The following is a 24,179-nucleotide window of genomic DNA, read 5'->3' on the forward strand; positions in this document are numbered from 1 at the left end:
ACAGGTCGATGATGTGGATGTTCGAGCGCGAACCGAAGATGTAGCGGTCCATCTTCGGGTTCCAGCGGTGCGTCTGGTGACCGAAGTGGGCGCCGGCTTCAAGGAGCTGACGCATGGAGAATTCGGGAAGAGCCATCGGGCCTTTATCCTTTTTCCGGTTGAACCTCCGTGGACACCCCCGTTCCAGACCATTCTGGAGCGGGACCGGAACGGCGACGCCGGGATGTCTCCCCGGTGCGGCCGAACGTCCACGTGTGGAATGGCCGCGCAAATAGTCGCTACAGAACGAAAAAGCAAGCCTGGGCGTCGCCTCAGCCGCGGTAAAATATCGTCGCGGGCGCCTTGAGGCGGTCGCGCGCCGACGTCGTCCTGAGGACAAGAAGCCCGCGGCGTGGGCGTTCCTGTCCACAGGGACCTGGGACGCTGTCGCAAATCCACCATGTCGCCGTGGCTCAATACAGAAGAGTGAGACAGGGACATGGCCATGCTCGCGGTGTTCGATATGGACGGCACGCTGCTGAACGGCGACTCGACGGCGTTGTGGCTGTGGGAGCGCGCCAAGCGCTCGCCGCTGCGGATGTTGGCGACCCTGACCGTCGCGCCCTTGGCTGTCCCCATGGTCGCCCTTCCCTTCACCCGCCGCGCTGGCGCTTCGATCCTGCTATGGATCGCGACGGCCGGCCTCTCGGAACAGCAACTGCTGGAGTCGTGCGACGACTTCGCCCGGACTTTTGTCGACAAGCGCTGCAGCCTCTCCTGGAAATCGCAAGCCCTGGCGGCGCTGGATAACCACGTCGCCGCCGGCGACCGCGTCGTTGTGGTCACCGCCGCGCCCACCTGCCTGGCCAACGCCCTGCTTCGCACCCTGGGGCGAAATGTCGATGTGCTGGGCACCTCCCTGAAGCCCGGCCTCGGCGGCTGGATCGCCAACATCCACTGCCGCAACCAGCGCAAGTGCCAGGCCTTGGCGGAAGCCGGCCATGGCGCCCGCTGGGCCTATGCCTATACCGACAGCCTGGACGACCTGCCGATCCTGCGCGCCGCCGACAAGCCCGTGATCGTCAAGGGCGGCAAGGCGGCCGAGCGGCGGCTGTTCCGGGCGGGCTTGCTGAACGGTCGCGCCGCGGCCTGGTGAGAGCGACGGATATCAGCCGGGCCTACGCACGGTGATGGCGCCCCAGGGCCTCCGACCGCCTGCATAATCTCCGCCGACCTGGCGCTGCAGAGACAGGATCTCCCAGGCCGCCGACTGGCGATAAGCCGCCTGCAGCGCCTCCCCCGATAGAAAATTGAAATAGCGCCCCAGCTCATCGCGCCCCTCGCCCTCGCCAAGCTTGTAGCTGGCGGCGTGAAATCCGCCCGGTTTCAAGGCTCGGAATATGCGCTCAAGGACGCCCGGAAGCGCTGGGATTGGAGCGTGCAACAAGCTGGCGTTGGCCCAAACCCCGTCATAGGCCTGTTCCTCGTCCAGTTCGTCGAACCGCATGACCCGAACCGATCGCCCAAGCCTTGCCTCGGCCTGAGTTGCCATGGCCGCGACGCCGTCCGTCGCATCGACATCGAAGCCTTGCGCAAGCATCGCCTCGCTATCGCGCCCGTCGCCACATCCCAGTTCCAGAACCCGGGCTCCAGACGGCAAGCGCTTCAAAAACGCGTCCAGATTCCGGCTTGGCGCGCTGCGCGCGTTCGCCGCGTAGACCGAAGCTTGATCGGCGTAGAACCGCAAGGTCGGCCGGTCGTAGGCGATCTCTGCATCCGCGGAGGAGGTCGGTATCACGGTGATCTTGAGCCTCCGCGATAGAAACGTCATCGCTGACAGCTGTCGGCCACAAGCGCGACCGTCCGACAGCACCTTACACGTAACCGAACGCCCGACGCTGGTCTCCACGCACCGTGAGTCACCCGAGAATCGCGCTCAAGAATAGGAATGTATTCCTACACGCCCTCCAGCAGCGCCACGCCGGGCGCGGTCTTCAACGCCCCCCGCAGGGCCGCGTCGAGGCTGTAGCGCCCAGGCAGCCGCAGCTCGATCTCCCGCCCGCCGCCGATCGCGGCGACGAAGGTGACCTCGCCCCCCTTCGGGCTCTGTGCGGGATCAAGCCGGCGCTTGAGCGCATCGATCTCGGCCGCCGAGGGCGACAAGTGCACGCGCAGCCCTGCGACCACATTCTCGATGGCCTTCTCGATCGGCTCGGCGTCGTCGCCGAAGAAGCGCACCTCGCCGTCGCGGGCCTTGGCGCGGACCTTGATGGCCACCGCCTTGCCCGGCTCCAGCACGTCGCGGCACTTGCGCAGCGACTCCGGCGGGAACAATACCTCATATTCGCCGGTCGGGTCCGACAGCGAGACGAAGGCGAATTTTTCGCCGCTTTGCGAGGCGCGTTCCTGGCGGCGGCGGACCATGCCGCACATCCGAAAGGCCTCCATGCCGGCTTCCGCCTGGACCATGGCCTCGGCCAGCATGGCCGTGCGCCGCCGGCGCAGCATGCCGACCATGTCCTCCAGCGGGTGACCTGTGAGATAGAAGCCGACGGCCGAAAGCTCCTCGTCCAGCAGGTCGACCTGATTCCAGTTCTCGGTCTTGGCGAGACGCGGACGACCAGCCCCGGGATCCGAGCCGAACAGGCCGCCCTGCCCCCCTTGGCGGTCGGCGTGGCAGCTCTGGGCGTGGGCGATCAGCACGTCGGCCGAGGCCACGATCTGGGCGCGATTCTTGTGGAACGAGTCGAAGGCTCCGGCTCGCGCCAGGTTTTCGATCGCCCGCTTGTTCACTTGGCGCGGGTCGATCCGCTCGACGAAATCGAAGATGTCGCGGAACGGCCCGCCTTCGTCGCGCACCGCCACTAAATGCTTCATGGCGTCCAGGCCGACATTGCGGATGGCGCCTAAGGCATACAGCACCTCGCCGTTCTCGACTTCGAAGTCGGCGCCCGAGCGGTTCACGTCCGGCGCTCGCACCGTGATCCCGAAGCGGCGGGCGTCCTGGTGGAAGACGGCCAGCTTGTCGGTGTTGGACAGGTCGAGGCTCATCGACGCGGCGAAGAACTCGACCGGTGTGTTCGCCTTCAGCCACGCAGTCTGGTACGAGATGAAGGCGTAGGCGGCGGCGTGCGACTTGTTGAAACCGTAGCCGGCGAACTTGGCCACCAGTTCGAAGATCGAGCCCGATTGCTCTTCGGGAACGTTCTTTTCCTTGGCGCCCGAGACGAAACGGATCTTCTGGAGATCCATCTCCTCCTTCTTCTTCTTACCCATGGCGCGGCGCAGAAGATCGGCCTCGCCCAGGCTGTAGCCCGCCAGGATCTGGGCGATCTGCATCACCTGTTCCTGGTAGACGATGACGCCGTAGGTCTCTTTCAGCACCCCTTCCAGCGACGGGTGCAGGGTGTCGACAGGCTTGCGGCCGAACTTGCAGTCGACGAAGGTGTCGATGTTGTCCATCGGGCCGGGTCGATACAGCGAGATCAGCGCCGTGATCTCCTCGATCGAGCCGCAGCGCATCTTGCGCAGGGTGTCGCGCATGCCCTGGCTTTCAAGCTGGAACACGCCGACCGTCTGGCCGGAGGCGAGCAGCTCGTAGGTCTTGGCGTCGTCGAAGGGCAGCTTGCCCAGATCGATCTCGAAGCCACGCTTCTTCAGGTGCTTCACCGCGCGGTCCAGCACCGTCAGGGTCTTCAGGCCCAGGAAGTCGAACTTCACCAGGCCGGCGCTCTCGACCCACTTCATGTTGAACTGGGTGGCGGGCAGGTCCGAGCGCGGATCCTTGTAGAGCGGCGTCAGCTGGGTCAGCGGCCGGTCGCCGATCACCACGCCGGCGGCGTGGGTCGAGGCGTTGCGGAACAGGCCTTCCAGTTGCAACGCGACGTTCAGGCAGTTGGCGACGTTCGGATCCTCGTCGCGGGCTTGCTTGAGGCGCGGCTCGATGTCGATCGCCTGGGCCAGGGTCACCGGCGCGGCCGGGTTGTTGGGGACCATCTTGCAGAGGCGGTCGACCAGACCCAGGGGCAGCTGCATCACGCGGCCGACATCGCGCAGCACAGCGCGGGCCTGAAGCGAGCCGAAGGTGATGATCTGGGCCACGCGATCGCGACCGTACTTCTCCTGCACGTAGGAGATCACCTCTTCGCGTCGCTCCTGGCAGAAGTCGACGTCGAAGTCGGGCATCGAAACCCGTTCGGGATTGAGGAAGCGCTCGAACAGCAGGCCAAAGCGCAGCGGATCGAGGTCGGTGATGGTCAGCACCCAGGCGACCAGCGAGCCGGCGCCCGAGCCCCGCCCCGGACCGACCGGGATACCGTGGGCCTTACCCCACTTGATGAAGTCCGACACGATCAGGAAGTAGCCGGGGAAGCCCATCTTCTCGATGATGTCGAGCTCGAACTCGAGGCGCTTCCAGTAGTCCTCCTCGGGCGCCGACAGCGTCAGCCCGTCGAGGCGCATCTTCAGGCCCTCGCGCGCCTGGTGACGCAGCTCCTCGGCCTCGTTGCGGCCATCGCCGGTCGGGAAGCTAGGCAGGATGGGCGCGCGCTTGTGCACCATGAAGGCGCAGCGGCGGGCGATATCGAGGGTGTTGTCGCAGGCTTCCGGCAGGTCGGCGAACAGCTTGCGCATGTCAGCCGGCGGCTTGAACCAGTGTTCGGACGTCACGCGGCGGCGCTCGTCCTGACCGACGAAGGCGCCGTCGGCGATGCAAAGCAGCGCGTCGTGCGCTTCATAGAACTGCGGCTTGGCGAAATAGACGTCGTTGGTGGCGACCAGCGGCACGTCGTTCTCATAGGCCCAGTTCACTAGGCCGGGCTCAGCCGCCGCCTGTTTAGGCAAACCGTGGCGCTGCAACTCGACATAGAAGCGGTCGCCGAAGACCCGGTGCATCTCGGCCAGAGCCGCCGACGCCTCGGCGGTCTTGCCCGCAGCGAACAGGGCGTCGACGGGGCCATCCGTGCCGCCCGACAGCAGGATCAGGCCGTCGCTGTACTCAGCGACCTTGGCCCAGGGCACGATCGGCTCGGGCAGCTCGGCGCTGTCGAGATAGGCGATCGACGAAAGCTCGGAGAGATTGAGATAGCCCTGCTCGTTCTGGGCCAGCAGCATCACGGTCGGGGCCCGGGCCCAACGCTCGGTGGGCCCGCCGCCAATGCCGGTCACAGGAATGGCGCAACCGATGATCGGCTGGACGCCGGCGTCCTTGGCGTAGGATGAGTATTCGAGCGCCCCGAACAGGTTTGCGCGGTCGGCCAGGCCCGCCGCCGGCATGCCCGCCGCGGCCGCCAGCTTGCCGATCTGGTCAGCCTTGATCGCGCCTTCCAGCAGCGAGTAGGCCGAGCGGACCCGCAGGTGGACGAAACCGTCTGCCTCCCCGTCCGCCATGACCGATCCTCCGCCTACACGACTCAGGCCACCAGCTGGGCGACCAAGCACATCATCCAGACGAAGCCGGCGACGGAAACAAGGGCCAAAGACTCACGCGCCACACGGATCATCGGAACCTCCACAGATTTCTTGTTTTGTTCCATATTCCGGTTTTGTTCTGTTCACAAGATGTTCCTGAGGCGGCTGGCGGATTTTCTCGCGAACGACGTCTCAGCGCATGCGCTCTGGTCAACGCGCGCGGATCGCGCCAAACCGTCGCCATGCGCTTGATCATCGACACAGACACCGCCGGCGACGACGTGTTCTCGCTGATGCTCGCCCTGACGCGCCCCGGCGTGGAGGTCGAGGCCATCACCATCGCCCATGGCAATGTGGGCTTCGTCCAGCACGCCGAGAACGCCCTGGTGACGCTCGAACGCTGCGGCAAGGCCGGCGTACCGGTCTATCTGGGCGCCGAGCGCCCCTTCACCCGCGCGCCACTCGACGCGGCCTATGTCTTCGGCCACGACGGCATGAGCGACAGCGGCTTCCCCAAGACCGCGCAACGGCCGGCGGAGGGACACGCGGTCGACGAACTTGTCCGGCGGATCATGGACGCGCCTGGCGAGATCACTCTGATCGCCCAGGCGCCGCTGACCAACATCGCGCTGGCCTACCTGCGCGAACCTCGGATCGCCAAGGCGCTGAAGCACCTCTGGATCATGGGCGGCACGGACAACGGCGTCGGCAACGTCACCCCGGCGGCCGAGTACAATTTCTATGTCGATCCGGAGGCGGCGAAGATCGTCGTCAACGCCGGCTTCGCCATGTCGATCGTCACCTGGACCGAGACGCTGCGGGACGGTCTGTTCACAAGCGCTCAACTCGCCGAACTGGAAGCCCTGGGCACGCCAAAGGCCCAGTTCTTCACCGACGTGAACCGCGCCTCGCTCGCCTTCGCCCGTGAAACCGAAGGTTTGGACGGCAGTCTGCATCCCGACGCCCTGACCTGCGCCGTCGCTCTGGACGAGAGCCTGATCCTCGAGAGCGAAGACTGCGTGGTCGATGTCGAGACGATGGGCGAGCTGACGCGCGGCTATCTGAGCGTCTCGCACGCGATCCTGCCCGACATCGAGGTCGCCGATCCGGCGCTGAAGCGGCGCCCGCCAAACGCGAGGGTTATCAAGAGCATCGACCAGGCGGGTTTCTTCGCCGCGATGAAGCAGGCTCTGCTCTAGCGGCCTCGAAGGTCTGCGCCTCGAGGTGGCCGTCCTTCAACGCCAGCACCCGATCCATGTAGCGCGCCAGCTCCATGTTGTGCGTGGCGATCAGGGCGGCGACGCCTTCCTGGCGCGCGACCTCGTACAGGGACTGAAACACGGCGGCGGAGGTCGCCGGATCGAGATTGCCGGTCGGCTCGTCGGCCAGCAGCAGCTTGGGACGATTGGCCAGGGCGCGTGCGATCGCCACGCGCTGCTGCTCACCGCCCGACATCTGCGCTGGCTGGTGGTCGAGGCGATGGCCCAGGCCAAGGCCTTCCAGCAGTTCCTTCGCCCGCGCCTCGGCTTCGCGCTGGCTCTTGCCCGCGATCGAGAGCGGCAGGGCCACGTTCTCCAAGGCCGTGAACTCCGGCAGCAGGTGGTGGAACTGGTAGACGAAGCCCACCGTACCCAGGCGAACGCGCGTGCGGATCCGCTCCGAGAGCTTGGTGCAATCACGCCCCTCCAGCGTTACCGCGCCAGCGTCCGGATGCTCCAGCAGCCCGGCCGAGTGCAGTAGCGACGACTTGCCTGAGCCGGAGGGACCGATCAGTCCGACGACCTCGCCGGGATAGACATCGAGATCGACGCCGCGAAGCACCGGCAGCGCGCCGGCCTCGGTCTTGTAGACGCGCTCGACCCCGCGCAGCGATAGGATCGGATCACTCATAGCGAAGGGCCTCCACCGGATCGAGGCGCGAGGCGCGCCAGGCGGGCGGCAGGGTCGCCAGCAGGCTCATCAAGGCCGAGGCCGTAACGATGCCCGCGACCTCGACCCAGTCGATCTTCGCCGGGATGTGCGAGAGCATGTAGACATCGGCGCTGAACACCGCGGTGCCGGTGGCCCATTCGACGAAGTTCTGGATCGGCGTGATGTAGGTGCAGAACAAGGCGCCGAGGGCGAGGCCGCTGAGCGTGCCCGCGATGCCGATCGAGGCGCCGGCCATCAGGAAGATCCGCAGGATCGCGCCCTGCCCCGCGCCCATGGTCCGCAGGATGGCGATGTCCTTGCCCTTGTTCTTCACCAGCATGACGAGGCTGGAGATGATGTTCAGCGTGGCGATGGCGACGATGCAGAACAGGATCAGCCGCATCACCTTGCGCTCGACCTGCAGGGCGTTGAAGTAGCTCTGGTTCTTCTCGACCCAGTCCTGGACCAGCGCTCCGGGACCGCTGGCGACCTCGACGGCGTGCTTGTAGTCGATGGCCTTGTCGGGATCGTCGACCTTGATCTCGACATAGTCGACCGAGGTGTCGCGGCCGAAGAACAGCTGGGCCTGCTCCAGCGGCATATAGACGAACGCCTCGTCGAACTGGCTCATGCCGACGCTGAAAATCCCGCCGACGATGTAGTTCTTTTCGCGCGTCGAGCTGCCGAACGCCGTGGCGGGACCGGACGGCGAGATCAGCGTGATGGCGTCGCCGGGGCGCACGCCCAGGCTCTGGGCCATGCGGTCGCCGATCAGCACCGTGTCGCCGCCGTACTCGCCGTGGCCGAAACCGGCGAGCGAGCCCTGCTTGATGTTGCCCGCGATCAACGACATGTGCCGCAAGTCGGAGGTCGTCACGCCGCGCACGATGGCGCCGGTCACCTGGGTCGGGCCGATCACCATGGCCTGGGCCTCGACCATCGGCGCGGCCTGGATCACGCCCGGCGCGGCCTTGATGCGACGGATGATCGTGTCGCGGTCCGGACCGTTGATCAACGGCGACTGGGCGTAGAGATGCCCATTGAAGCCCAGGATTCGGCCCAGCAGTTCGGCCCGAAAGCCGTTCATGACGCTCATCACGGTGATGAGGGCGAAGACCGCCAGCATCACCGCGCAGAACGAGATGATCGAGATCAGCGCCACGCCGCCGTTCTTGCGCTTGGCGAACAGATACCGGCGAGCGACCGAGCGCTCCCAGCGGCTGAAGGGACCGGCGGCGCGGGCGTCTGGCATCAGGCGGTCTTGCTCTTGGTCAGGCCGTCAAGAACAGACTCCAGCGAGGCGGTGTGGCGCTCGCCGGTCTTGCGGTTCTTGATCTCGACCACGCCCTCGGCGATGCCCTTCGGACCGACGATCAGCTGCCAGGGCAGACCGATCAGGTCCATGGTCGCGAACTTGGCGCCGCCGCGGGCGTCGGTGTCGTCGTAGAGCACGTCGCGGCCGGCGGCCTTCAGCGCGTTGTAGGCGGTCTCGCAGGCCGCGTCGCAGGCGGCGTCGCCCTGGCGCATGTTGACGATGCCGACGTCGAACGGCGCGACGCTTTCCGGCCAGATGATGCCGCCCTCGTCGTGGCTGGCCTCGATGATCGCGCCCAGCAGACGCGAGACACCGACGCCGTAGCTGCCCATCTGCACCGGGACCTGCTGGCCGTCGGGGCCCTGGACCGTCGCCTTCATCGGCTCGGAGTACTTCGTGCCGAACGAGAAGATGTGGCCGACCTCGATTCCGCGTGCCGACAAACGGTCGCCCTCTGGGAGAGCGTTGAAGGCCGCCTCGTCGTGCATTTCCTCGGTCGCGGCGTAGAGCGCCGTGCGCTGGTTCACGATCGGCTGCAGGTCGCCGTTGATCCAGTCGAGGTCCGGACCGGGCGCGGGCATCTCCACGAGATCCTTGTGGCAGAACACGGCGCTTTCGCCGGTCTCGGCCAGGACGATGAACTCGTGAGATAGGTCGCCGCCGATCGGACCGGTGTCGGCGCGCATCGGCACGGCCTTCAGGCCCATCCGCGCGAACAGGTTCAGATAGGCCACGAACATGCGGTTGTAGGACTTGCGCGCGCCGTCGGCGTCGAGATCGAAGCTGTAGGCGTCCTTCATGAAGAACTCGCGGCCGCGCATCACGCCAAAGCGCGGACGACGCTCGTCCCGGAACTTCCACTGGATGTTGTAGAGGTTCTTCGGGAGATCCTTGTAGCTCTTGATCGAGGCGCGGAAGATGTCGGTGACGACTTCTTCGGCCGTGGGACCGAACAGCAGTTCGCGCTTGTGCCGGTCGGTGATGCGCAGCATCTCGTCGCCGTAGTCGTCATAGCGACCGCTTTCGCGCCACAGGTCGGCCAGCTGGATGGTCGGCATCAGGAGTTCGATGGCGCCGGCGCGATCCATTTCCTCGCGGACGATCTGCTCGATCTTGTTGAGGACGCGCAGGCCCAGCGGCAGCCAGGCGTAGATGCCCGCCGCCTCTTGGCGGATCATGCCGGCGCGGAGCATCAGCTGGTGCGAAACGATCTGGGCGTCGGACGGCGCTTCCTTCAGCACCGGCAGGAAATAGCGCGACAAGCGCATCAGCTTCGAAACTCCGGGAATTCGAGAAGCGCCCGAGATAGCCCCTCATGCGACAGCTTGGCAACGCGCGAGGCTAAACTATGGCTCCGCCGGGAAAAAAGAGAGGCCGCGCGGATCGCCGCGCGGCCTTTTCGAAGTCATCGTCGGGGAAGACGCCACAGAGCGAGACCGGCGAGGCCGATCTCCTGAAGTGACATTACCGCCCGAACATTTGTTGGGGCACAGCCATCCACGGGAAGCGCTCACATTGAGCCCATTCGCCCAAGGCTTGGGCGAATGGCGGCAAATTGCTCGCCGCTCGCCCAAGCCTTGTGCAACCGCACGTCACGCGGCGGCCGGCAGGTCCGGAAGCTTCACCAAATGAAAGTGCACGGTGAGGAAGAACAGGGTGAAGACGACCGCCGACACCCAGGTGGTGGTGATGAACTTGCGCTTCAGATTCGGGTTGATCGGCGCGCCGGGATCGACGCCCGGCGGCGGCGAGACGCCCGCCTCGTGGAAGCTGCGCGAGCCCAGCGGCAGGACGGCGAACAACACCGTCCACCAAATGGTCAGGTAGATCGCGAACCAAGTGATCGGGCTCATCAGTGATGCGCCTCCTTGGGAGTCTCCATGAGCTCGACCAGAAGGCCGCCCATGTCCTTGGGATGAACGAAGACGATCAGGGTGCCGTGGGCGCCGATGCGGGGTTCGCCCAGCACAGTCGCGCCCTTGGCGACCAGGGAGTCACGGGCTTCGTAGATGTTCTCCACCTCAAAGCAGATGTGGTGCTGGCCGCCCTTGGGGTTTTTGGCGAGGAAGCCGTGGATCGGCGACTTTTCGCCATAGGGCTCGATCAGCTCGATCTGGCTGTTCGGCAGGTTGACGAAGCAGACCCAGACCCCCTGCTCCGGCATCGCCCACTTGTCGGTGACCGAGGTGGCGCCGAGCAACTCGCGATACATCTTCACCGACTCGTCGATGGACGGGGTCGCGACGCCCACGTGGTTGAGCTTGCCGATCATCTTGAGAGAACTCCCGCTGCTTTTCTGGTTGTTGCCCAATGGCCTACCACCAGTGTTGCAGCGCGAAAAGAGCGCGCCGCCGCGGCGATTTCACGGCGGCGCTTCTCGTCAGATCCGCAGGACGGTGGTCTCGACGACCGGCTTGCGTTCCCAGATGCGGAACGCGGCCTTCTTGACCGCCCGGGAGATGGCGCCCTCGATCGTCTCGTCGATCTCGCGCGCGTCGCCGTCCAGCTTCTTGTAGGCGGTCTCGGCCTCTTCGCAGAGATCGTCCAGCGCGTCGTCCAGCGAGTATTCGTCGTCGCCGGTCAGGCCGATGCCGCGGACCTGCGGGCCCGAAACGATCTTGTTGCGACCATCCAGCACGATCGACACCGCCAGCATCCCGTTGAACGCGGCGTGACGGCGCTCGCGCAGCGCCTCGCCATTCTCTGGCGTCACGACGCCGCCATCGACGTAGAGCCGGCCAGCCGGCACCTCGTCGATGATCTCCGGCTTGCCGGGCGCCAGGCGGACCATGTCGCCATTACGCGGGCTGACCGCCTGCGGGACCTGCAAGTCCTTGGCGAAGGCGGCGTGCTCGATCAGGTGGCGGCGCTCGCCGTGGGTCGGCACGGCGATTTGCGGACGCACCCACTGGTACATCTGACGCAACTCTTCCCGGCACGGGTGGCCCGAGACGTGGATGCCCGGCGTATCGCGCTCGGTGTGCAGGCGCACGCCGCGATCGGCCAGCTTGTTCTGCAGGTTGCGGATCGGGATCTCATTGCCCGGGATCACCCGCGAGCTGAAGATCACATGATCGCCCGCGCCAAGCTTCACATGCGGGTGGCTGCCGTCGGCGATCCGCGACAAGGCCGCCCGGGCCTCGCCCTGGCTGCCGGTGCAGAGGAACAGGACCTGATCCTCCGGCAAGTGCTTGGCCTGGTCGTCATTGATGAACGGCTCGATACCCTCGAGCAGACCCACCGACCGCGCTGCGGCGGCCATGCGGTGCATCGAGCGGCCGGCCAGGCAGACCTTGCGGCCGCAAGCCTGGGCGGCGCGGATCACGGTGTCCATGCGCGCCACGTTCGAGGCGAAGCAGGCGACGGCGATCTTGCCCTTCAGGCTCCTGATCAGGTTCCCGAGCGCCTCGCGGACGTCGGCCTCCGAACCCGCCTCGCCTTCGACGAAGACGTTGGTGCTATCGCAGACCATGGCCAACACGCCCTCGTCGCCGAGGCGGCGAAGAGCAGCGTCATCGGTCGGCGCGCCCAGCTGAGGCTCCGGATCGATCTTCCAGTCGCCGGTGTGCAGGATCGTGCCCAGCGGCGTCTTGATCGCCAAGCCGTTCGGCTCGGGGATCGAGTGCGTCAGGGTGATCAGCTCCAGCGAGAACGGGCCGAGCTCGAAGGTTCCGCCCAGCGGGATCTCGGTGATCGGCACCTCATCGAGGATCCCCGCGTCGCGCAGCTTCTCGCGCAGCAGGAAGGCCGTGAACGGCGTGGCAAACACGGGCGCCTTCAGGCGAGGCCACAGCCAGTGCACGGCGCCCAGGTGATCTTCGTGCGCGTGGGTCAGGACGATGCCGAGGATATCGTCGGCATAGGGCTCGATGAACTCGGGATCGGGCAGGATGATCTCGACGCCGGGCGTCGTCTGGTCGCCGAACGTCACGCCCAGGTCGACCACGATCCATTTGCGATCGTGCGCCGGCCCAAAGCCGTACAGGTTGAAGTTCATACCGATCTCATTCGACCCGCCAAGCGGCAGGAAGACGAGTTCGTCGTCTTTGGATTTTTTCATCAGGTCTCGGAAATGGTGTTTCGGCGGTAGATTTCTAGGAGCCCCCGGATCGTCAGATCGGGGTCGAAGTGGTCGATGCTGTCGGTGGAGCCCTCGAAGAGCGAGGCGACGCCGCCGGTGGCGATTACGGTCATGGGTTCGCCGCGCTCGGCCTTGATGCGCGAGACGAGGCCCTCGATCAGCGAGATATAGCCCCAGAACACGCCCGATTGCATGGCCGACACGGTATCCGTGCCCACGATCCTGTTACCGGCGGGGCGCTGGATGGCGATCCGAGGCAGCTTGGCCGCTGCTTCGTGCAGCGCTTGCATCGAAAGATTGATGCCCGGCGAGATGATCCCGCCCTCGAAAGCGCCGTCCGCCGCCACGATGTCGAAGGTGGTCGCCGTGCCGCTGTCGATCACGATCAGCGGCCCCGGATAGACCATGGCCGCCCCGATGGCGTTGACCAGGCGGTCGGCGCCGGCCTCGGACGGCTTCTCGATCCGGATGTCGATGCCCAGCCTGGCGTTCTCGCCGATCACCAGCGGCTCGACGTTGAAATAGCGCCGCGACAGGTTGCGCAGGTTGAAGATCGACTGCGGCACGACGCTGGAGATGATCACCGCGTCGATGGCGCGGAAGCCCAGGCCCTGCATCGACAGCAACTGTGAGAGCCAGACCACGTACTCGTCGGCGGTACGTGTGCTCTCGGTCGCCGAGCGCCACTGGGCCACCCACGATTGGCCGTCGTGGATCGCGAACATGGTGTTGGTGTTGCCCTGTTCGATGGCCAGCAGCATCAAGCGCCTCCGAAAAACACGTCGCCGGCGGTGATCCGCCGCAACTCACCGTCGGGCAGAAGGAGCCTCAGCGCGCCATCGGCGTCCAGCCCTTCGGCGATCCCGTCGACCGTCTCGGTACCTAGCCGGGCGACGCAGGGCTCGCCGAGACCGTGGGCGCGGGCGGTCCACGCGTCTGCGATGGCGGGAAAGCCCAGCATGTTCCACACGCCGAACCAGCGGCAGAACGCCTCTGCCAGCACTGCGATGGCTTCAGTCGGCGCCGGTGGAAGGGTCTCGCTGTACGTGGCGATCGAGGTCGCCGGCCGCTCGGAGTCGATTGGCTTGCGCTTGAGGTTCACGCCGATCCCAACGGCGAGCCAAAGCCCGCCCAACGGCGAGGCCCCGGACTCGATCAGGATACCGCTGACCTTGAGACCGCCCAGCAAGGGGTCATTGGGCCACTTCAGGCTGACGAGGGACGCCGGCACGTACTTGGCCAGCATGTCAGCGACCGCCAAGGCGGCGACAAACGAGACCTGGGCGGCCTCGGCCGGTGGCTTGTCGGTGCGGAAGAGCAGCGTGGCGGCGAGATTGCCCTCGCCGGTCTCCCAGGGCCGACCGCGACGGCCTCGACCGGCGGTCTGGCGGAGGCCGACCAGCCACACGGGGCCGGCCTCGCCCGCCTCGGCCCGACGACGGGCCTCGGCGTTGGTGGAGTCGATCTCCCCTAGAACCACAATGGGCGGAACGATGACGGGCGCGGCGCCCGTCACGTCACGCGTGACCAAAGGCGGCCGCGGCGGCCTTGGCGGCCGGATCCAGCCACACCAGGGCCACCAGCACGATCGGGAACGAGAAGATCGCGGCGGCGTAGCCGACGGCGCGCGCCGAGGGCGACGGCGCGTCAACCGCGCCGGCCGGCGCGTCGAACCACATCGATTTGATCAGGCGCAGGTAATAGAACGCCGCGACGACCGAACCGACCAGGCCGAGGACGGCGGCCCACTGCAGCATCACGTCGCCCGTGCCCAGGGCAGCCTTGAACACATAGTACTTCGACCAGAAGCCCGAGAACGGCGGCAGGCCCAGGGCCGACAGCGAGAAGGCCGTCATGGCGATGGCGACGCCCGGGCGTTCCTTGATCAGGCCCGCCATGTCCTCGATCGTCTCCATGGGCTTGCCGTCACGATTCAGGGCCTGCAGGCAGGCGAAGAAGCCGGTGACGTCGACCATGTAGAGGGTCATGAACAGCAGCATCGACTGCAGGCCCACCTCGCCGCCCGCCGCGACGCCCAGCAGGGCGTAACCGACATTGGCGATCGAGGAATAGGCCCACAGGCGCTTGAGGTTGGTCTGGGCCAGGCCGGCGAAGGCGCCGACGAAGACCGAGGCCAGGGCCGCGATGACCAGGATCTGGCGCCACTTGTCGACCGAGCCCGGGAAGGCGTCCCCCAGCACGCGGGCGAACATCATCATGGCGGCCAGCTTCGGCGCGGCGGCGAAGAAGCCGACGACCGGCGTCGGGGCGCCTTCATAGACGTCTGGCGTCCACATGTGGAACGGCGCGGCCGAGACCTTGAACGCCAGACCGCAGATCAGGAACACGAGACCGAACAGCAGGCCCACGCCGTGCGTACCGCCATGGGCGGCGGCCAGGGCGATCTGGCTGAAGTGGGTCGAGCCGGTGAAGCCGTAGATCAGCGAGCTGCCGTACAGCAGCAGGCCCGACGACAGCGCGCCCAGCACGAAGTACTTCAGGCCCGCTTCCGACGACTTGGCGTCGTCGCGGCGCATGGCGGCCAGCACGTACAGGGCCAGCGACTGCAGCTCGACGCCGACATAGAGGCTGATCAGGTCGCCGGCCGAGGCGGTGACGCCCATGCCGACGGCGGCCAGGATCACCAGAACGGCGAACTCGAACTTCTGGTCGCCGCGCTGGGCCAGCCAGCGGTCGCCGAGCACGACGGCCACGGCGCTCGAGAGATAGATGGCCACCTTGGCGTAGGTCGCCGCGGCGTCGGCCGCGTAGACGCCGCCGAAGGCGCGGCCGTGCGGGCCGAGGACCGCCGTGGCGGCCGCCGCCACCAGCGCGGCGACGGCCGCGAGGGTGAAGATCGCGCCGACCTTGCCCCGGAAGGCGCCGGCGACCAGCAGGACGAGCGCCGCGATCGCGAGAACGATCTCAGGCAGCACGAGCGAGAAGTTGGCGAAAAACGTCATAGGCCCCTCACCCGCCCAGGGCGGCGCGCCAGGCGCCGACCAACGCGTCGACGGAAGACGCGGTCAGGTTGAACACAAGATTGGGATAGATGCCCAGCACCAGGGTCATGATGATGAGCGGGACGAACAGCAGGATCTCGCGAGCGTCCAGATCCGCGATGGTCTTCAGCTCGGGATTGGTGATCTCGCCGTACATGACCCGACGGTACAGCGTCAGGGCGTACATGGCCGACAGGATCACGCCGGTGGCCGCCACCAGCGCCGTCCAGGTCGAGGCCTTGTAGACACCGGTCATGGTCAGGATTTCACCGACGAAGCCCGAGGTGCCCGGCAGGCCCACATTGCCCATCGTGAACAGCAGGAACACGAAGGCGTAGTGCGGCATACGGTTGGTCAGGCCGCCGTAGAAGGCGATCTCGCGGGTGTGCATGCGGTCGTAGACGACGCCGACGCAGAGGAAGAGCGCGCCGGAGATCACCCCGTGGCTCAGCATCTGGAACAGGGCGCCCTGCTCGCCGGCGGCGTTGCCCGAGAAGATGCCCATGGTCACGAAGCCCATGTGGGCGACCGACGAATAGGCGATCAGCTTCTTGATGTCGGTCTGACGGAAGGCGACCAGCGAGGTGTAGACGATGGCGATGGCCGACATCGCGAACACCAGCGGCTGGAACAGCTCGGAGGCGTTCGGGAACATCGGCAGGCTGAAGCGCATGAAGCCGTAGCCGCCCATCTTCAGCAGGATGCCCGCCAGGATGACCGAACCGGCCGTCGGCGCTTCCACGTGGGCGTCCGGCAGCCAGGTGTGCACCGGCCACATCGGCATCTTCACCGCGAACGAGGCGAAGAAGGCCAGCCACAGCCAGGTCTGCAGCCACGGCGCGAACTTGAAGGTCATCAGCGCCGGGATCGACGAGGTGCCCGAGATGCTGATCATCGCCAGAATGGCGGCCAGCATCAGCACCGAGCCGAGCAGCGTATAGAGGAAGAACTTGTAGGCCGCGTACACCCGACGCTTGCCGCCCCAGATGCCGATGATCAGGAACATCGGGACCAGGCCGAACTCGAAGAACAGGTAGAACAGCACGAGATCCAGCGCGGCGAACACGCCGATCACCAGGGTCTCGAGGACCAGGAAGGCGATCAGGTACTCGACGACGCGCTTCTCGACCGACTTCCAGCTGGCGATGATGCAGATCGGCAGCAGGAACGCGGTCAGCAGGACGAACAGCACCGAGATGCCGTCGACGCCCATGCGGTAATGCAGGCCGGCGAACCAGGCGAAGTCTTCCACGAACTGGAAGCCGGGGTTCTTCGGGTCGAACTGGACGGTCAGGACGATCGACAGGCCGAACGTGACCAGGGTGGTCACGAGCGCGATCCACTTGGCCAGGGTGTCGGTCTTTTCACCGGCGCCATTCAGGGCGCGCGCGGCGAGGATCACCGCGACGCCGATGATGGGCGCGAAGGTCGTAAGGCTGAGAAGGCCGCTCATTAGCTCCGTCCCCCTCAACGGAAGGCGTACAGGGCGAAGGTCAGCAGGCCGGCGACGCCGAGCAGCATGACAAACGCGTAGTGGTAGAGATAGCCGGTCTGCAACTTGCCGGTGCGCTTGCCCACCTCATACGAGACGTGGCTGACGCCATCCGGGCCCAGGCCGTCGATGATCTTCTGGTCGCCGCCCTTCCAGAACATGTCGCCGAGGAACTTGGCCGCGCGCACGAAGGTGGCTTGGTACAGCTCGTCGAAGAACCACTTGTTGTAGAAGAAGACGTACAGCGGACCCTTGCGCTCGGCCAGCTTCAGGCCCAGGCGCTCGTCGCCCTTGATCAGGTAGACATAGACCGCGATCAGCAGGCCGATCAGCGAAGCGATCAGCGGGCTCCACTTCACCCACTCGGCCACCTCGTGCGCGTGGTGCAGCACCTGGTTGCTCGGAGCGGTGAAGATCGCGCCGCGCCAGAACTCTGCCTGCTCGTGGCCCACGAAGTAGCCGTTAAACACGAAGCCGGCGACGATCGCGCCGATCGACAGCACGACCAGCGGGAACAGCATGACCGCCGGGCTCTCGTGCGGCTTGTGGTCGTGGCCATGGCCATGATCGTCGTGCGCGTGGTCGTCATGAGCATGAGCGTCGTGGCCATGAGCATCGTGACCGTGCGCATCGTGGCCATGAGCGTCGTGCGCATGGTCGTCATGACCCCAGCGCGCCTTGCCGTTGAAGGTGAAGAAGGCCAGGCGCCACGAGTAGAACGAGGTCAGACCCGCCACCAGCACGCCGATAACCCAGGCGAACATGGCGATCGAATTGTGACCGCCGGCCGCGAAGGCCGCCTCGATGATGGTGTCCTTCGAATAGAAGCCGGCGAAGCCCAGGTGCAGCGGCGGGAAGCCGAGGCCCGTGATGGCGATCGTGCCGATGGTCATGGCGATGAAGGTGATCGGCAGCAGCTTGGCCAGGGCGCCGTAACGACGCATGTCCTGCTCGTGGTGCATGCCATGGATCACCGAACCGGCGCCCAGGAACAGCAGGGCCTTGAAGAAGGCGTGCGTGAACAGGTGGAACATGGCCGCCTGATAGGCGCCGACGCCGGCCGCGAAGAACATGTAGCCCAGCTGCGAGCAGGTCGAGTAGGCGATCACGCGCTTGATGTCGTTCTGGGTCAGGCCGACCGTGGCGGCGAACAGGGCCGTCACCGCGCCGATGACCGTGACGATGTTCTTGGCGACGGGCGCATATTCGAACATCGGCGACAGCAGGCACAGCATGTAGACGCCGGCGGTCACCATGGTGGCCGCGTGAATCAGGGCCGACACCGGGGTCGGGCCTTCCATGGCGTCCGGCAGCCAGGTGTGCAGGAAGAACTGCGCCGACTTGCCCATCGCGCCGATGAACAGCAGGAAGCAGGCGATATCCATCAGCGGCCAGGTGTGGCCGGCGAATTCCCAGGTCTTGCCGGCGTGGCTGGCGATCATCGGGAACAGCTCGGCGAACTGGATCGTGCCGAACGCCCAGTAGGTCGTCATGATGCCGAGAGCAAAGCCGAAGTCGCCGACGCGGTTGACCACGAAGGCCTTGATGGCGGCGGCGCTTGCCGACGGCTTCTTGTACCAGAAGCCGATCAGCAGGTACGAGGCCAGGCCCACGCCTTCCCAGCCGAAGAACAGCTGCATGAAGTCAGCGGCGGTGACCAGCGACAGCATGGCGAAGGTGAACAGCGACAGGTACGCGAAGAAGCGCGGCTTGCTGTCGTCCTCGGCCATGTAGCCCCATGAATAGATGTGCACGAGGGCCGAGACCGTCGTGACCACGATCAGCATGGTCGCCGACAGGGCGTCGATGCGGATCGACCAGTTGGCCTGGAAGTCGCCGATGTGGATGAACGGCAGCAGGTTGACCGTGAAGGCCTCCATGTGGCCCCAGGTCCACTGGCTGAACGTGTACCAGGACAGCGCGCAGGACAGGATCAGGGCGCCGGTCGTGACCGACTGCGAGGCGACGTCGCCAATGCGGCGGCCGAACAGGCCGGCGATGGCCGCGGCGATGATCGGCGCGAAAACGAGAATGGTGACAAGCGTCTGCATGACGTCGCTTAGCCCTTCATCATGCTGGCGTCGTCAACCGCGATGTCGCCGCGGTTGCGGAAGAAGGTGACGAGGATGGCCAGGCCCACGGCCGCCTCGGCGGCGGCCACGGTCAGCACGAACAGGGCGAAGATCTGGCCCGCCACATCGTGCAGATAGGCCGAGAACGCTACGAGGTTCACGTTCACCGCGAGCAGGATCAGCTCGATCGACATCAGGATGACGATGATGTTCTTGCGGTTCACGAAGATGCCGAAGACGCCGATCGTGAACAGGATCGCGGCGACGACGAGATAGTGCGGAAGGCCGATCATTCGGAGATCCCCTCACCCGGCTTGATCTGAACCAGCGTCATGCCGGTCTTGGGCGTTCGGGCGACCTGCTTGCCGATGTCCTGGCGCTTGACGCCCGGCTTGTGGCGCAGGGTCAGGACGATGGCGCCGATCATGGCGACCAGCAGCACCAGGCCCGCCAGTTGGAAGAAGAAGATGTAGTCAGTGTAGAGCACGCGACCGATCACCTCGGTGTTCGGGACGCCACCCGGCGAGGCGTTCGGCAGAGCGTTCTTGGCCGCCGCGCCGTTGCTCGCCACGGTCGCCGCGACGAAGATCATCTCCAGCGTCAGGATCCCGCCGACCAGACCGCCGATCGGCAGGTACTGGGCGAAGCCCTGGCGAAGCGCCGCAAAGTCTACGTCCAGCATCATGACGACGAACAGGAACAGCACCGCCACCGCGCCCACATAGACGACGATCAGCAGCATCGCGAGGAACTCCGCGCCCAGGAGGACGAAGAGTCCGGCGGCCGAGAAGAAGGCGGTGATCAGGAAGAGCACCGAGTGCACCGGGTTTCGGGCCGACACGACGAGAAGACCCGCCGCGATGGTCACGAAAGCCAGAAGATAGAATGCGATCGCCTGCAAGGGCATCGGCCCAGGGCTCCCCTGAAAACTTAAAGTCCAATGGCGCGACGCCTTACGGCGCAACGCCCCGTGGAATTTTCCGGCTCTAGGAGCCGGGAAATTCCGGTTTGTCTAGCTTGAGCTTGATGGCCGCCGAAACCGCAAACCACTTTCGGCTATCAAGCTCCCCCGGAATCGCCCCGTCTTTAGCGGTAGGGCGCGTCCAACTCCAGATTCTTCGCGATCAGGCGCTCCCAGCGGTCGCCGTTATCGAGAAGACGTTCCTTGTCGTAGTAGAGCTCTTCGCGGGTCTCGGTCGCGAACTCGATGTTCGGACCTTCCACGATGGCGTCCACCGGGCAGGCCTCCTGGCACAGACCGCAGTAGATGCACTTGACCATGTCGATGTCGTAACGGGTCGTGCGGCGGCTGCCGTCCTCGCGAGGCTCGGCCTCGATCGTGATGGCCTGGGCCGGGCAGACGGCTTCGCAAAGCTTGCAGGCGATGCAGCGCTCTTCACCCGACGGATAGCGACGCAGGGCGTGTTCGCCGCGGAAGCGGGGCGACTGCGGGCCACGCTCGTTCGGATAGATCACGGTCTTCTTTGGCGCGACCAGATACTTCATGGCGAGGCCGAAGGCGCCCGCGAAGTCCAGAAGGGCCGCGCCCTTGGCCGCCTGTGTGATGCGCTGGAACACCAGAGCTCTCCTAACACTTTTCCTTAGGGAAGGGACGGACGTCCCTGCCCTGTTCTTTCTGCTGCCTTCGCAGGGCCTGCTCGAGGACGCACTTGCTGGTCTTGGCGTCTTCCTTGCGGCGCGCCTCCACCTTGTCCTCCAGCGTCCGCTGCGGCGGTCGCGGAATATTCGGCCCCCAGGTCGAACAGCCGGCCAGCAGGCCGACCATCGCGATCCCGAGGACAGCCCGCCTCATTTCCCCGCCCGGGGAATGACGCAGGTGTAGTTCGACAACTGGGCCGGATCACCGCCGTCCTGCTTGGACTGGATGACCCCGCCGTCAGCCTTGCACTTCTCGCCCGCGCGCCGCAGATCGTCATAGCTGACGACCCCGTCGCCCAGGGAATAGGAGCGGTCCGGCGCCGAGACGGCCTGGCAGGCCGTCAAGGTCAGGCCGCTCAGACCCAGGGCGATCAGCGCGCTACGGCGCATCAGGCGCCCGGACCGAACACGCGCCAGGCGGCGACCGCGGCGACCAGCACCAGCGACGTCGGCAGGAACACCTTCCAGCCCAGGCGCATCAGCTGGTCGTAGCGGTAGCGGGGCACGATGGCCTTCGCCATGGCGAACATGAAGAACCAGAAGACGATCTTGGCGTAGAACACCAAGGCCAGCAGCAGGTTGACCAGGAAGGGCGGCCAGCCGGCGGTGAAGCCGATCGGGAAGCCCGGGTTCCAGCCGCCGAAGAACAGCACGCTGATCATGGCGCACATCAGGACGATGTTCGAATATTCGGCCACCATGAACAGCAGGTACGGGGTCGAGCTGTACTCGACCTGATAGCCGGCCACGAGTTCGGATTCGGCTTCCGGCAGGTCGAACGGCGGACGGTTCGTCTCGGCGAGACCAGAGATGTAGAACATGCCCATCGCCACGACCATGATCGGCAACAGGATGATGTTCTTGAGGCCGCCGCCGCCGAACACGTTCCAGTTCCAGATCCAGCCCGACTGCTTCTCGACGATGGTCGACAGGTTCATCGAACCCGCCAGCAGGATCACCGTGATGATGATCAGGCCGATCGAGACTTCATAAGACACCATCTGCGCCGCAGAGCGCAGCGCGCCCAGGAACGGATACTTCGAGTTCGAAGCCCAGCCGCCCATGATGATGCCGTAGACGCCCAGCGAGCTCATCGCCAGCAGGTAGAGAATGCCGACGTTGAGGTTGGAGACGACCCAGCCCGGCGCGAACGGCACCACAGCCCAACCGACAAAGCCAAGGATCAGGCTGATCAGCGGGGCCAGCAGGAACACGATCTTGTCGGCGCCGGCGGGGACCACGATTTCCTTCAGCACGAACTTGAAGAAGTCGGCGAAGGACTGCAGCAGGCCGAAGGGACCCACCACGTTGGGGCCCTTGCGCATCTGGACCCCGGCCCAGATCTTGCGGTCGGCCAGCAGCAGGAAGGCCAGGCTCAAGAGAACCCAGATCACGACCAGCAGGATGCCGCCGGTCGTCAGGCCAAACCAGAGAAGCGGATTGGTCGAGTCCACGATTTACTCCGCAGCGATCTTGGCGGCGCCGGACGCCACGGCCGCGCATTCGGCCATGGTCACGCTGGCGCGCGCGATGGGGTTGGTCAGGTGGAAGGCCTTGATCGGGCTCTCGAACGGCGCGTCCGAGACCTCGCCCGCGCCGCCCAGGGCCCCGACGTCGAACGACGTGGCGACCGAGCCCGGCGCGTAGTCGATCTGGCCGAAGGTCGGGTGGTCGGCGAACAGCTTGGCGCGCAGCTGGTCCAGGCTGTCATAAGGCAGCTTGTGGCCGAGCACTTCGGACAGCGCCCGCAGGATCGACCAGTCTTCCTTGGCCTCGCCCTTCGGGAACACGGCGCGCTTGCCTTGCTGCACGCGGCCTTCGAGGTTCACGTAGAGGCCGTTCTTCTCGGTGTAGGCCGCGCCCGGCAGGATCACGTCGGCCTTGTGCGCGCCGGCGTCGCCGTGCGTGCCGAGGTAGACCTTGAAGGCGCCCGTGGCGGCGGTCTCGCACTCGTCGGCGCCCAGCAGGAACAGGACGTCCAGAGCGCCAGGCTTCAGCATGTCGGCGGTCGACAGGCCGCCCTCGGCCGGGACGAAGCCCATGTCGAGGCCGGCCACACGAGCGGCGGCGGTGTGCAGGACGTTCCAGCCGTTCCAGCCGTCGCGAACGACCTTCATGGTCTTGGCGAGCCCGGCGGCGGCCTTGAGGATCGCCGCGCCGTCGACGCGGGCAAGGGCGCCCTGGCCGATGATGATGGCGGGACGCTCGGCGGCTTTCAGGGCGGCGACGAAGTCGTTCTTGCTCTTGGCCAGGCCCGACAACGTCTGGGCGCCGGCGCCCAGATAGTCGTAGCCGAAGGTCAGGTCGGCTTGTTCGCCGATCACGCCAAAGCGGGTCTTGCCGGCGATCCACTGCTTGCGGAAGCGGGCGTTCAGGACCGGGGCCTCGAGGCGCGGATTGGCGCCGACGAACAGCACGACGTCGGCGTTCTCGATGCCCGCGATCGTCGAATTGAACAGCCAGCCTTCCCGTGGGCCCACGCCCAGCGCCGAGCCGTCCTGGCGGCTGTCGAGGTTCTTCACGCCCAGGGCGGTGAAGAGGTCCTTGGTGGCCTTCAGGCTTTCGGCGTCCTGCAGGTCGCCGGCGATCACGCCGATGCGCTCTGGAGCAGCCGCCTTGATCTTGCTGGCGACGATCGCGAAGGCCTCGGCCCAGGTCGCCGGCTTCAGCTTGCCGTCGGCGCCGCGCACGTACGGACGGTCCAGGCGCTGACGCTGCAGGCCGTCGACCGCGTAGCGGGTCTTGTCCGAAATCCACTCTTCGTTGACGTCGTCGTTGACGCGCGGCAGCACGCGGAGCACCGCGTTGCCGCGGGCGTCGACGCGGATCGACGAGCCCAGAGCGTCCATCACGTCGACACTTTCGGTCTTCTTCAGCTCCCACGGGCGGGCTTCGAAGGCGTAGGGCTTGCTGGTCAGGGCGCCGACCGGGCACAGGTCGATAACGTTGGCGCTGAGCTCCGACGTCACCGCCGCGCCCAGATAGGTCGTGATTTCAACGTCTTCGCCGCGCGAGATCAGACCGATTTCCGGCGAGCCGGCGACCTCGGTGATGAAGCGGACGCAGCGCGTGCACTGGATGCAGCGCGTCATCACGGTCTTGATCAGCGGGCCCATGGCCTTTTCTTCGACCGCGCGCTTGTTCTCTTCGTAGCGGCTGTCGTCGCGGCCATAGCCCATGGCCTGGTCCTGCAGGTCGCACTCGCCGCCCTGGTCGCAGATCGGGCAGTCCAGCGGGTGGTTGATGAGCAGGAACTCCA

General features: G+C 66.0%; 24 protein-coding genes. 2 read left to right on the top strand and 22 right to left on the bottom strand.

The genetic code is table 11. The annotated features are described in order from the left end of the window. Positions 1–136: 30S ribosomal protein S2 (locus DI526_RS18640; protein WP_304281117.1), on the bottom strand; the 136-nt coding region annotated here is incomplete at its 3' end. Between the two features lie 348 nt (positions 137–484). On the opposite strand from DI526_RS18640, the gene DI526_RS18645 reads away from it, so the two are divergent. Continuing rightward, positions 485–1,135: an HAD family hydrolase gene (locus tag DI526_RS18645; protein WP_304281118.1), complete on the top strand. Its 651-nt coding sequence runs from the start codon at positions 485–487 to the stop codon at positions 1,133–1,135. Positions 1,136–1,147: 12 nt separating this feature from the next. Here the strand turns inward: DI526_RS18645 and DI526_RS18650 are convergent, their stop codons facing one another. The 3 genes from DI526_RS18650 to sidA form a co-directional block, all read right to left on the bottom strand. Then, positions 1,148–1,726 (bottom strand): bifunctional 2-polyprenyl-6-hydroxyphenol methylase/3-demethylubiquinol 3-O-methyltransferase UbiG, encoded by a 579-nt coding sequence (locus tag DI526_RS18650; protein WP_304281088.1) that lies wholly within the window; start codon positions 1,724–1,726, stop codon positions 1,148–1,150. Positions 1,727–1,935: 209 nt separating this feature from the next. Next, positions 1,936–5,367 carry a DNA polymerase III subunit alpha gene (gene dnaE, locus DI526_RS18655; RefSeq protein ID WP_304281090.1) on the bottom strand — a complete coding sequence of 1,144 codons (3,432 nt, stop codon included), beginning with the start codon at positions 5,365–5,367 and terminating at the stop codon, positions 1,936–1,938. 23 nt (positions 5,368–5,390) lie between these two features. Continuing rightward, a complete protein-coding gene (gene sidA / locus DI526_RS18660; protein ID WP_304281092.1) occupies positions 5,391–5,480 on the bottom strand; it encodes a cell division inhibitor SidA in 90 nt (29 codons plus the stop codon). 150 nt (positions 5,481–5,630) lie between these two features. On the opposite strand from sidA, the gene DI526_RS18665 reads away from it, so the two are divergent. Then, positions 5,631–6,587, top strand: a complete 957-nt coding sequence (locus DI526_RS18665; protein WP_304281094.1) for a nucleoside hydrolase — start codon at positions 5,631–5,633, stop codon at positions 6,585–6,587. Here the strand turns inward: DI526_RS18665 and DI526_RS18670 are convergent. From DI526_RS18670 to nuoG, 18 genes are all read right to left on the bottom strand, one after another. After that, a complete protein-coding gene (locus DI526_RS18670) occupies positions 6,532–7,278 on the bottom strand; it encodes an ABC transporter ATP-binding protein (protein ID WP_304281096.1) in 747 nt (248 codons plus the stop codon). The two genes, DI526_RS18665 and DI526_RS18670, sit on opposite strands and share 56 nt — an antisense overlap. Further along, the gene (locus DI526_RS18675) at positions 7,271–8,551 is read right to left on the bottom strand and encodes a lipoprotein-releasing ABC transporter permease subunit (RefSeq protein ID WP_304281098.1); all 1,281 of its coding nucleotides are present in this window, start codon (positions 8,549–8,551) and stop codon (positions 7,271–7,273) included. Before DI526_RS18675 ends, DI526_RS18670 begins: the two co-directional genes overlap by 8 nt. Then, positions 8,551–9,882: a proline--tRNA ligase gene (gene proS / locus DI526_RS18680; RefSeq protein WP_304281100.1), complete on the bottom strand. Its 1,332-nt coding sequence runs from the start codon at positions 9,880–9,882 to the stop codon at positions 8,551–8,553. The genes DI526_RS18675 and proS overlap by 1 nt, the downstream gene beginning before the upstream one ends. A gap of 324 nt (positions 9,883–10,206) precedes the next feature. Then, positions 10,207–10,467: a DUF1467 family protein gene (locus tag DI526_RS18685; RefSeq protein ID WP_304281102.1), complete on the bottom strand. Its 261-nt coding sequence runs from the start codon at positions 10,465–10,467 to the stop codon at positions 10,207–10,209. Beyond that, positions 10,467–10,886, bottom strand: coding sequence for a methylmalonyl-CoA epimerase (gene mce / locus DI526_RS18690; protein ID WP_304281104.1), 420 nt, complete (start codon positions 10,884–10,886; stop codon positions 10,467–10,469). The genes DI526_RS18685 and mce overlap by 1 nt, the downstream gene beginning before the upstream one ends. 108 nt (positions 10,887–10,994) lie before the next feature. Beyond that, positions 10,995–12,674 carry a ribonuclease J gene (locus DI526_RS18695; RefSeq protein WP_304281105.1) on the bottom strand — a complete coding sequence of 560 codons (1,680 nt, stop codon included), beginning with the start codon at positions 12,672–12,674 and terminating at the stop codon, positions 10,995–10,997. After that, positions 12,674–13,459, bottom strand: coding sequence for a type III pantothenate kinase (locus DI526_RS18700; protein ID WP_304281106.1), 786 nt, complete (start codon positions 13,457–13,459; stop codon positions 12,674–12,676). Before DI526_RS18700 ends, DI526_RS18695 begins: the two co-directional genes overlap by 1 nt. Continuing rightward, entirely contained in the window at positions 13,456–14,211 is a 756-nt protein-coding gene (locus tag DI526_RS18705) for a biotin--[acetyl-CoA-carboxylase] ligase (RefSeq protein ID WP_304281120.1), read from the bottom strand. Before DI526_RS18705 ends, DI526_RS18700 begins: the two co-directional genes overlap by 4 nt. Position 14,212: 1 nt before the next feature. Beyond that, positions 14,213–15,658: an NADH-quinone oxidoreductase subunit NuoN gene (gene nuoN, locus DI526_RS18710; protein ID WP_304281107.1), complete on the bottom strand. Its 1,446-nt coding sequence runs from the start codon at positions 15,656–15,658 to the stop codon at positions 14,213–14,215. A 7-nt stretch (positions 15,659–15,665) separates the two neighbouring features. Beyond that, on the bottom strand, positions 15,666–17,168 hold the full coding sequence (locus DI526_RS18715; RefSeq protein WP_304281108.1) for an NADH-quinone oxidoreductase subunit M: 1,503 nt from the start codon (positions 17,166–17,168) through the stop codon (positions 15,666–15,668). Further along, positions 17,165–19,240, bottom strand: coding sequence for an NADH-quinone oxidoreductase subunit L (gene nuoL / locus DI526_RS18720; protein ID WP_304281110.1), 2,076 nt, complete (start codon positions 19,238–19,240; stop codon positions 17,165–17,167). The genes DI526_RS18715 and nuoL overlap by 4 nt, the downstream gene beginning before the upstream one ends. A gap of 8 nt (positions 19,241–19,248) precedes the next feature. Continuing rightward, on the bottom strand, positions 19,249–19,554 hold the full coding sequence (nuoK, locus tag DI526_RS18725; RefSeq protein WP_299015647.1) for an NADH-quinone oxidoreductase subunit NuoK: 306 nt from the start codon (positions 19,552–19,554) through the stop codon (positions 19,249–19,251). Further along, positions 19,551–20,168 carry an NADH-quinone oxidoreductase subunit J gene (locus DI526_RS18730; protein ID WP_299015642.1) on the bottom strand — a complete coding sequence of 206 codons (618 nt, stop codon included), beginning with the start codon at positions 20,166–20,168 and terminating at the stop codon, positions 19,551–19,553. Before DI526_RS18730 ends, nuoK begins: the two co-directional genes overlap by 4 nt. A gap of 179 nt (positions 20,169–20,347) precedes the next feature. Then, positions 20,348–20,839 carry an NADH-quinone oxidoreductase subunit NuoI gene (nuoI, locus tag DI526_RS18735; protein ID WP_099535722.1) on the bottom strand — a complete coding sequence of 164 codons (492 nt, stop codon included), beginning with the start codon at positions 20,837–20,839 and terminating at the stop codon, positions 20,348–20,350. Positions 20,840–20,849: 10 nt separating this feature from the next. Then, on the bottom strand, positions 20,850–21,074 hold the full coding sequence (locus DI526_RS18740) for a hypothetical protein (RefSeq protein WP_304281114.1): 225 nt from the start codon (positions 21,072–21,074) through the stop codon (positions 20,850–20,852). Continuing rightward, positions 21,071–21,310 carry a hypothetical protein gene (locus tag DI526_RS18745; protein WP_304281115.1) on the bottom strand — a complete coding sequence of 80 codons (240 nt, stop codon included), beginning with the start codon at positions 21,308–21,310 and terminating at the stop codon, positions 21,071–21,073. The genes DI526_RS18740 and DI526_RS18745 overlap by 4 nt, the downstream gene beginning before the upstream one ends. After that, the gene (gene nuoH, locus DI526_RS18750) at positions 21,310–22,377 is read right to left on the bottom strand and encodes an NADH-quinone oxidoreductase subunit NuoH (RefSeq protein ID WP_304281122.1); all 1,068 of its coding nucleotides are present in this window, start codon (positions 22,375–22,377) and stop codon (positions 21,310–21,312) included. The genes DI526_RS18745 and nuoH overlap by 1 nt, the downstream gene beginning before the upstream one ends. Then, a partial coding sequence (gene nuoG, locus DI526_RS18755; protein WP_304281116.1) for an NADH-quinone oxidoreductase subunit NuoG occupies positions 22,378–24,179 on the bottom strand: 1,802 nt, incomplete at its 5' end.

Origin of the sequence: Caulobacter segnis (genome assembly GCF_003243465.1) — a bacterium.
GTDB classification, from domain to species: domain Bacteria; phylum Pseudomonadota; class Alphaproteobacteria; order Caulobacterales; family Caulobacteraceae; genus Caulobacter; species Caulobacter segnis_A.

What these genes read in the sequence shown, in the direction of transcription:
- DI526_RS18670 (WP_304281096.1), bottom strand. Translation starts at nt 7,278, where the DNA reads ATGAGTGATCCGATCCTATCGCTGCGCGGGGTCGAGCGCGTCTACAAG.
- proS (WP_304281100.1), bottom strand. Translation starts at nt 9,882, where the DNA reads ATGCGCTTGTCGCGCTATTTCCTGCCGGTGCTGAAGGAAGCGCCGTCC.
- DI526_RS18675 (WP_304281098.1), bottom strand. Translation starts at nt 8,551, where the DNA reads ATGCCAGACGCCCGCGCCGCCGGTCCCTTCAGCCGCTGGGAGCGCTCG.
- DI526_RS18740 (WP_304281114.1), bottom strand. Translation starts at nt 21,074, where the DNA reads ATGAGGCGGGCTGTCCTCGGGATCGCGATGGTCGGCCTGCTGGCCGGC.
- DI526_RS18685 (WP_304281102.1), bottom strand. Translation starts at nt 10,467, where the DNA reads ATGAGCCCGATCACTTGGTTCGCGATCTACCTGACCATTTGGTGGACG.
- DI526_RS18645 (WP_304281118.1), top strand. Translation starts at nt 485, where the DNA reads ATGCTCGCGGTGTTCGATATGGACGGCACGCTGCTGAACGGCGACTCG.
- nuoK (WP_299015647.1), bottom strand. Translation starts at nt 19,554, where the DNA reads ATGATCGGCCTTCCGCACTATCTCGTCGTCGCCGCGATCCTGTTCACG.
- nuoL (WP_304281110.1), bottom strand. Translation starts at nt 19,240, where the DNA reads ATGCAGACGCTTGTCACCATTCTCGTTTTCGCGCCGATCATCGCCGCG.
- DI526_RS18730 (WP_299015642.1), bottom strand. Translation starts at nt 20,168, where the DNA reads ATGCCCTTGCAGGCGATCGCATTCTATCTTCTGGCTTTCGTGACCATC.
- dnaE (WP_304281090.1), bottom strand. Translation starts at nt 5,367, where the DNA reads ATGGCGGACGGGGAGGCAGACGGTTTCGTCCACCTGCGGGTCCGCTCG.
- DI526_RS18695 (WP_304281105.1), bottom strand. Translation starts at nt 12,674, where the DNA reads ATGAAAAAATCCAAAGACGACGAACTCGTCTTCCTGCCGCTTGGCGGG.
- sidA (WP_304281092.1), bottom strand. Translation starts at nt 5,480, where the DNA reads ATGATCCGTGTGGCGCGTGAGTCTTTGGCCCTTGTTTCCGTCGCCGGC.
- mce (WP_304281104.1), bottom strand. Translation starts at nt 10,886, where the DNA reads ATGATCGGCAAGCTCAACCACGTGGGCGTCGCGACCCCGTCCATCGAC.
- DI526_RS18745 (WP_304281115.1), bottom strand. Translation starts at nt 21,310, where the DNA reads ATGCGCCGTAGCGCGCTGATCGCCCTGGGTCTGAGCGGCCTGACCTTG.
- nuoN (WP_304281107.1), bottom strand. Translation starts at nt 15,658, where the DNA reads ATGACGTTTTTCGCCAACTTCTCGCTCGTGCTGCCTGAGATCGTTCTC.
- DI526_RS18665 (WP_304281094.1), top strand. Translation starts at nt 5,631, where the DNA reads ATGCGCTTGATCATCGACACAGACACCGCCGGCGACGACGTGTTCTCG.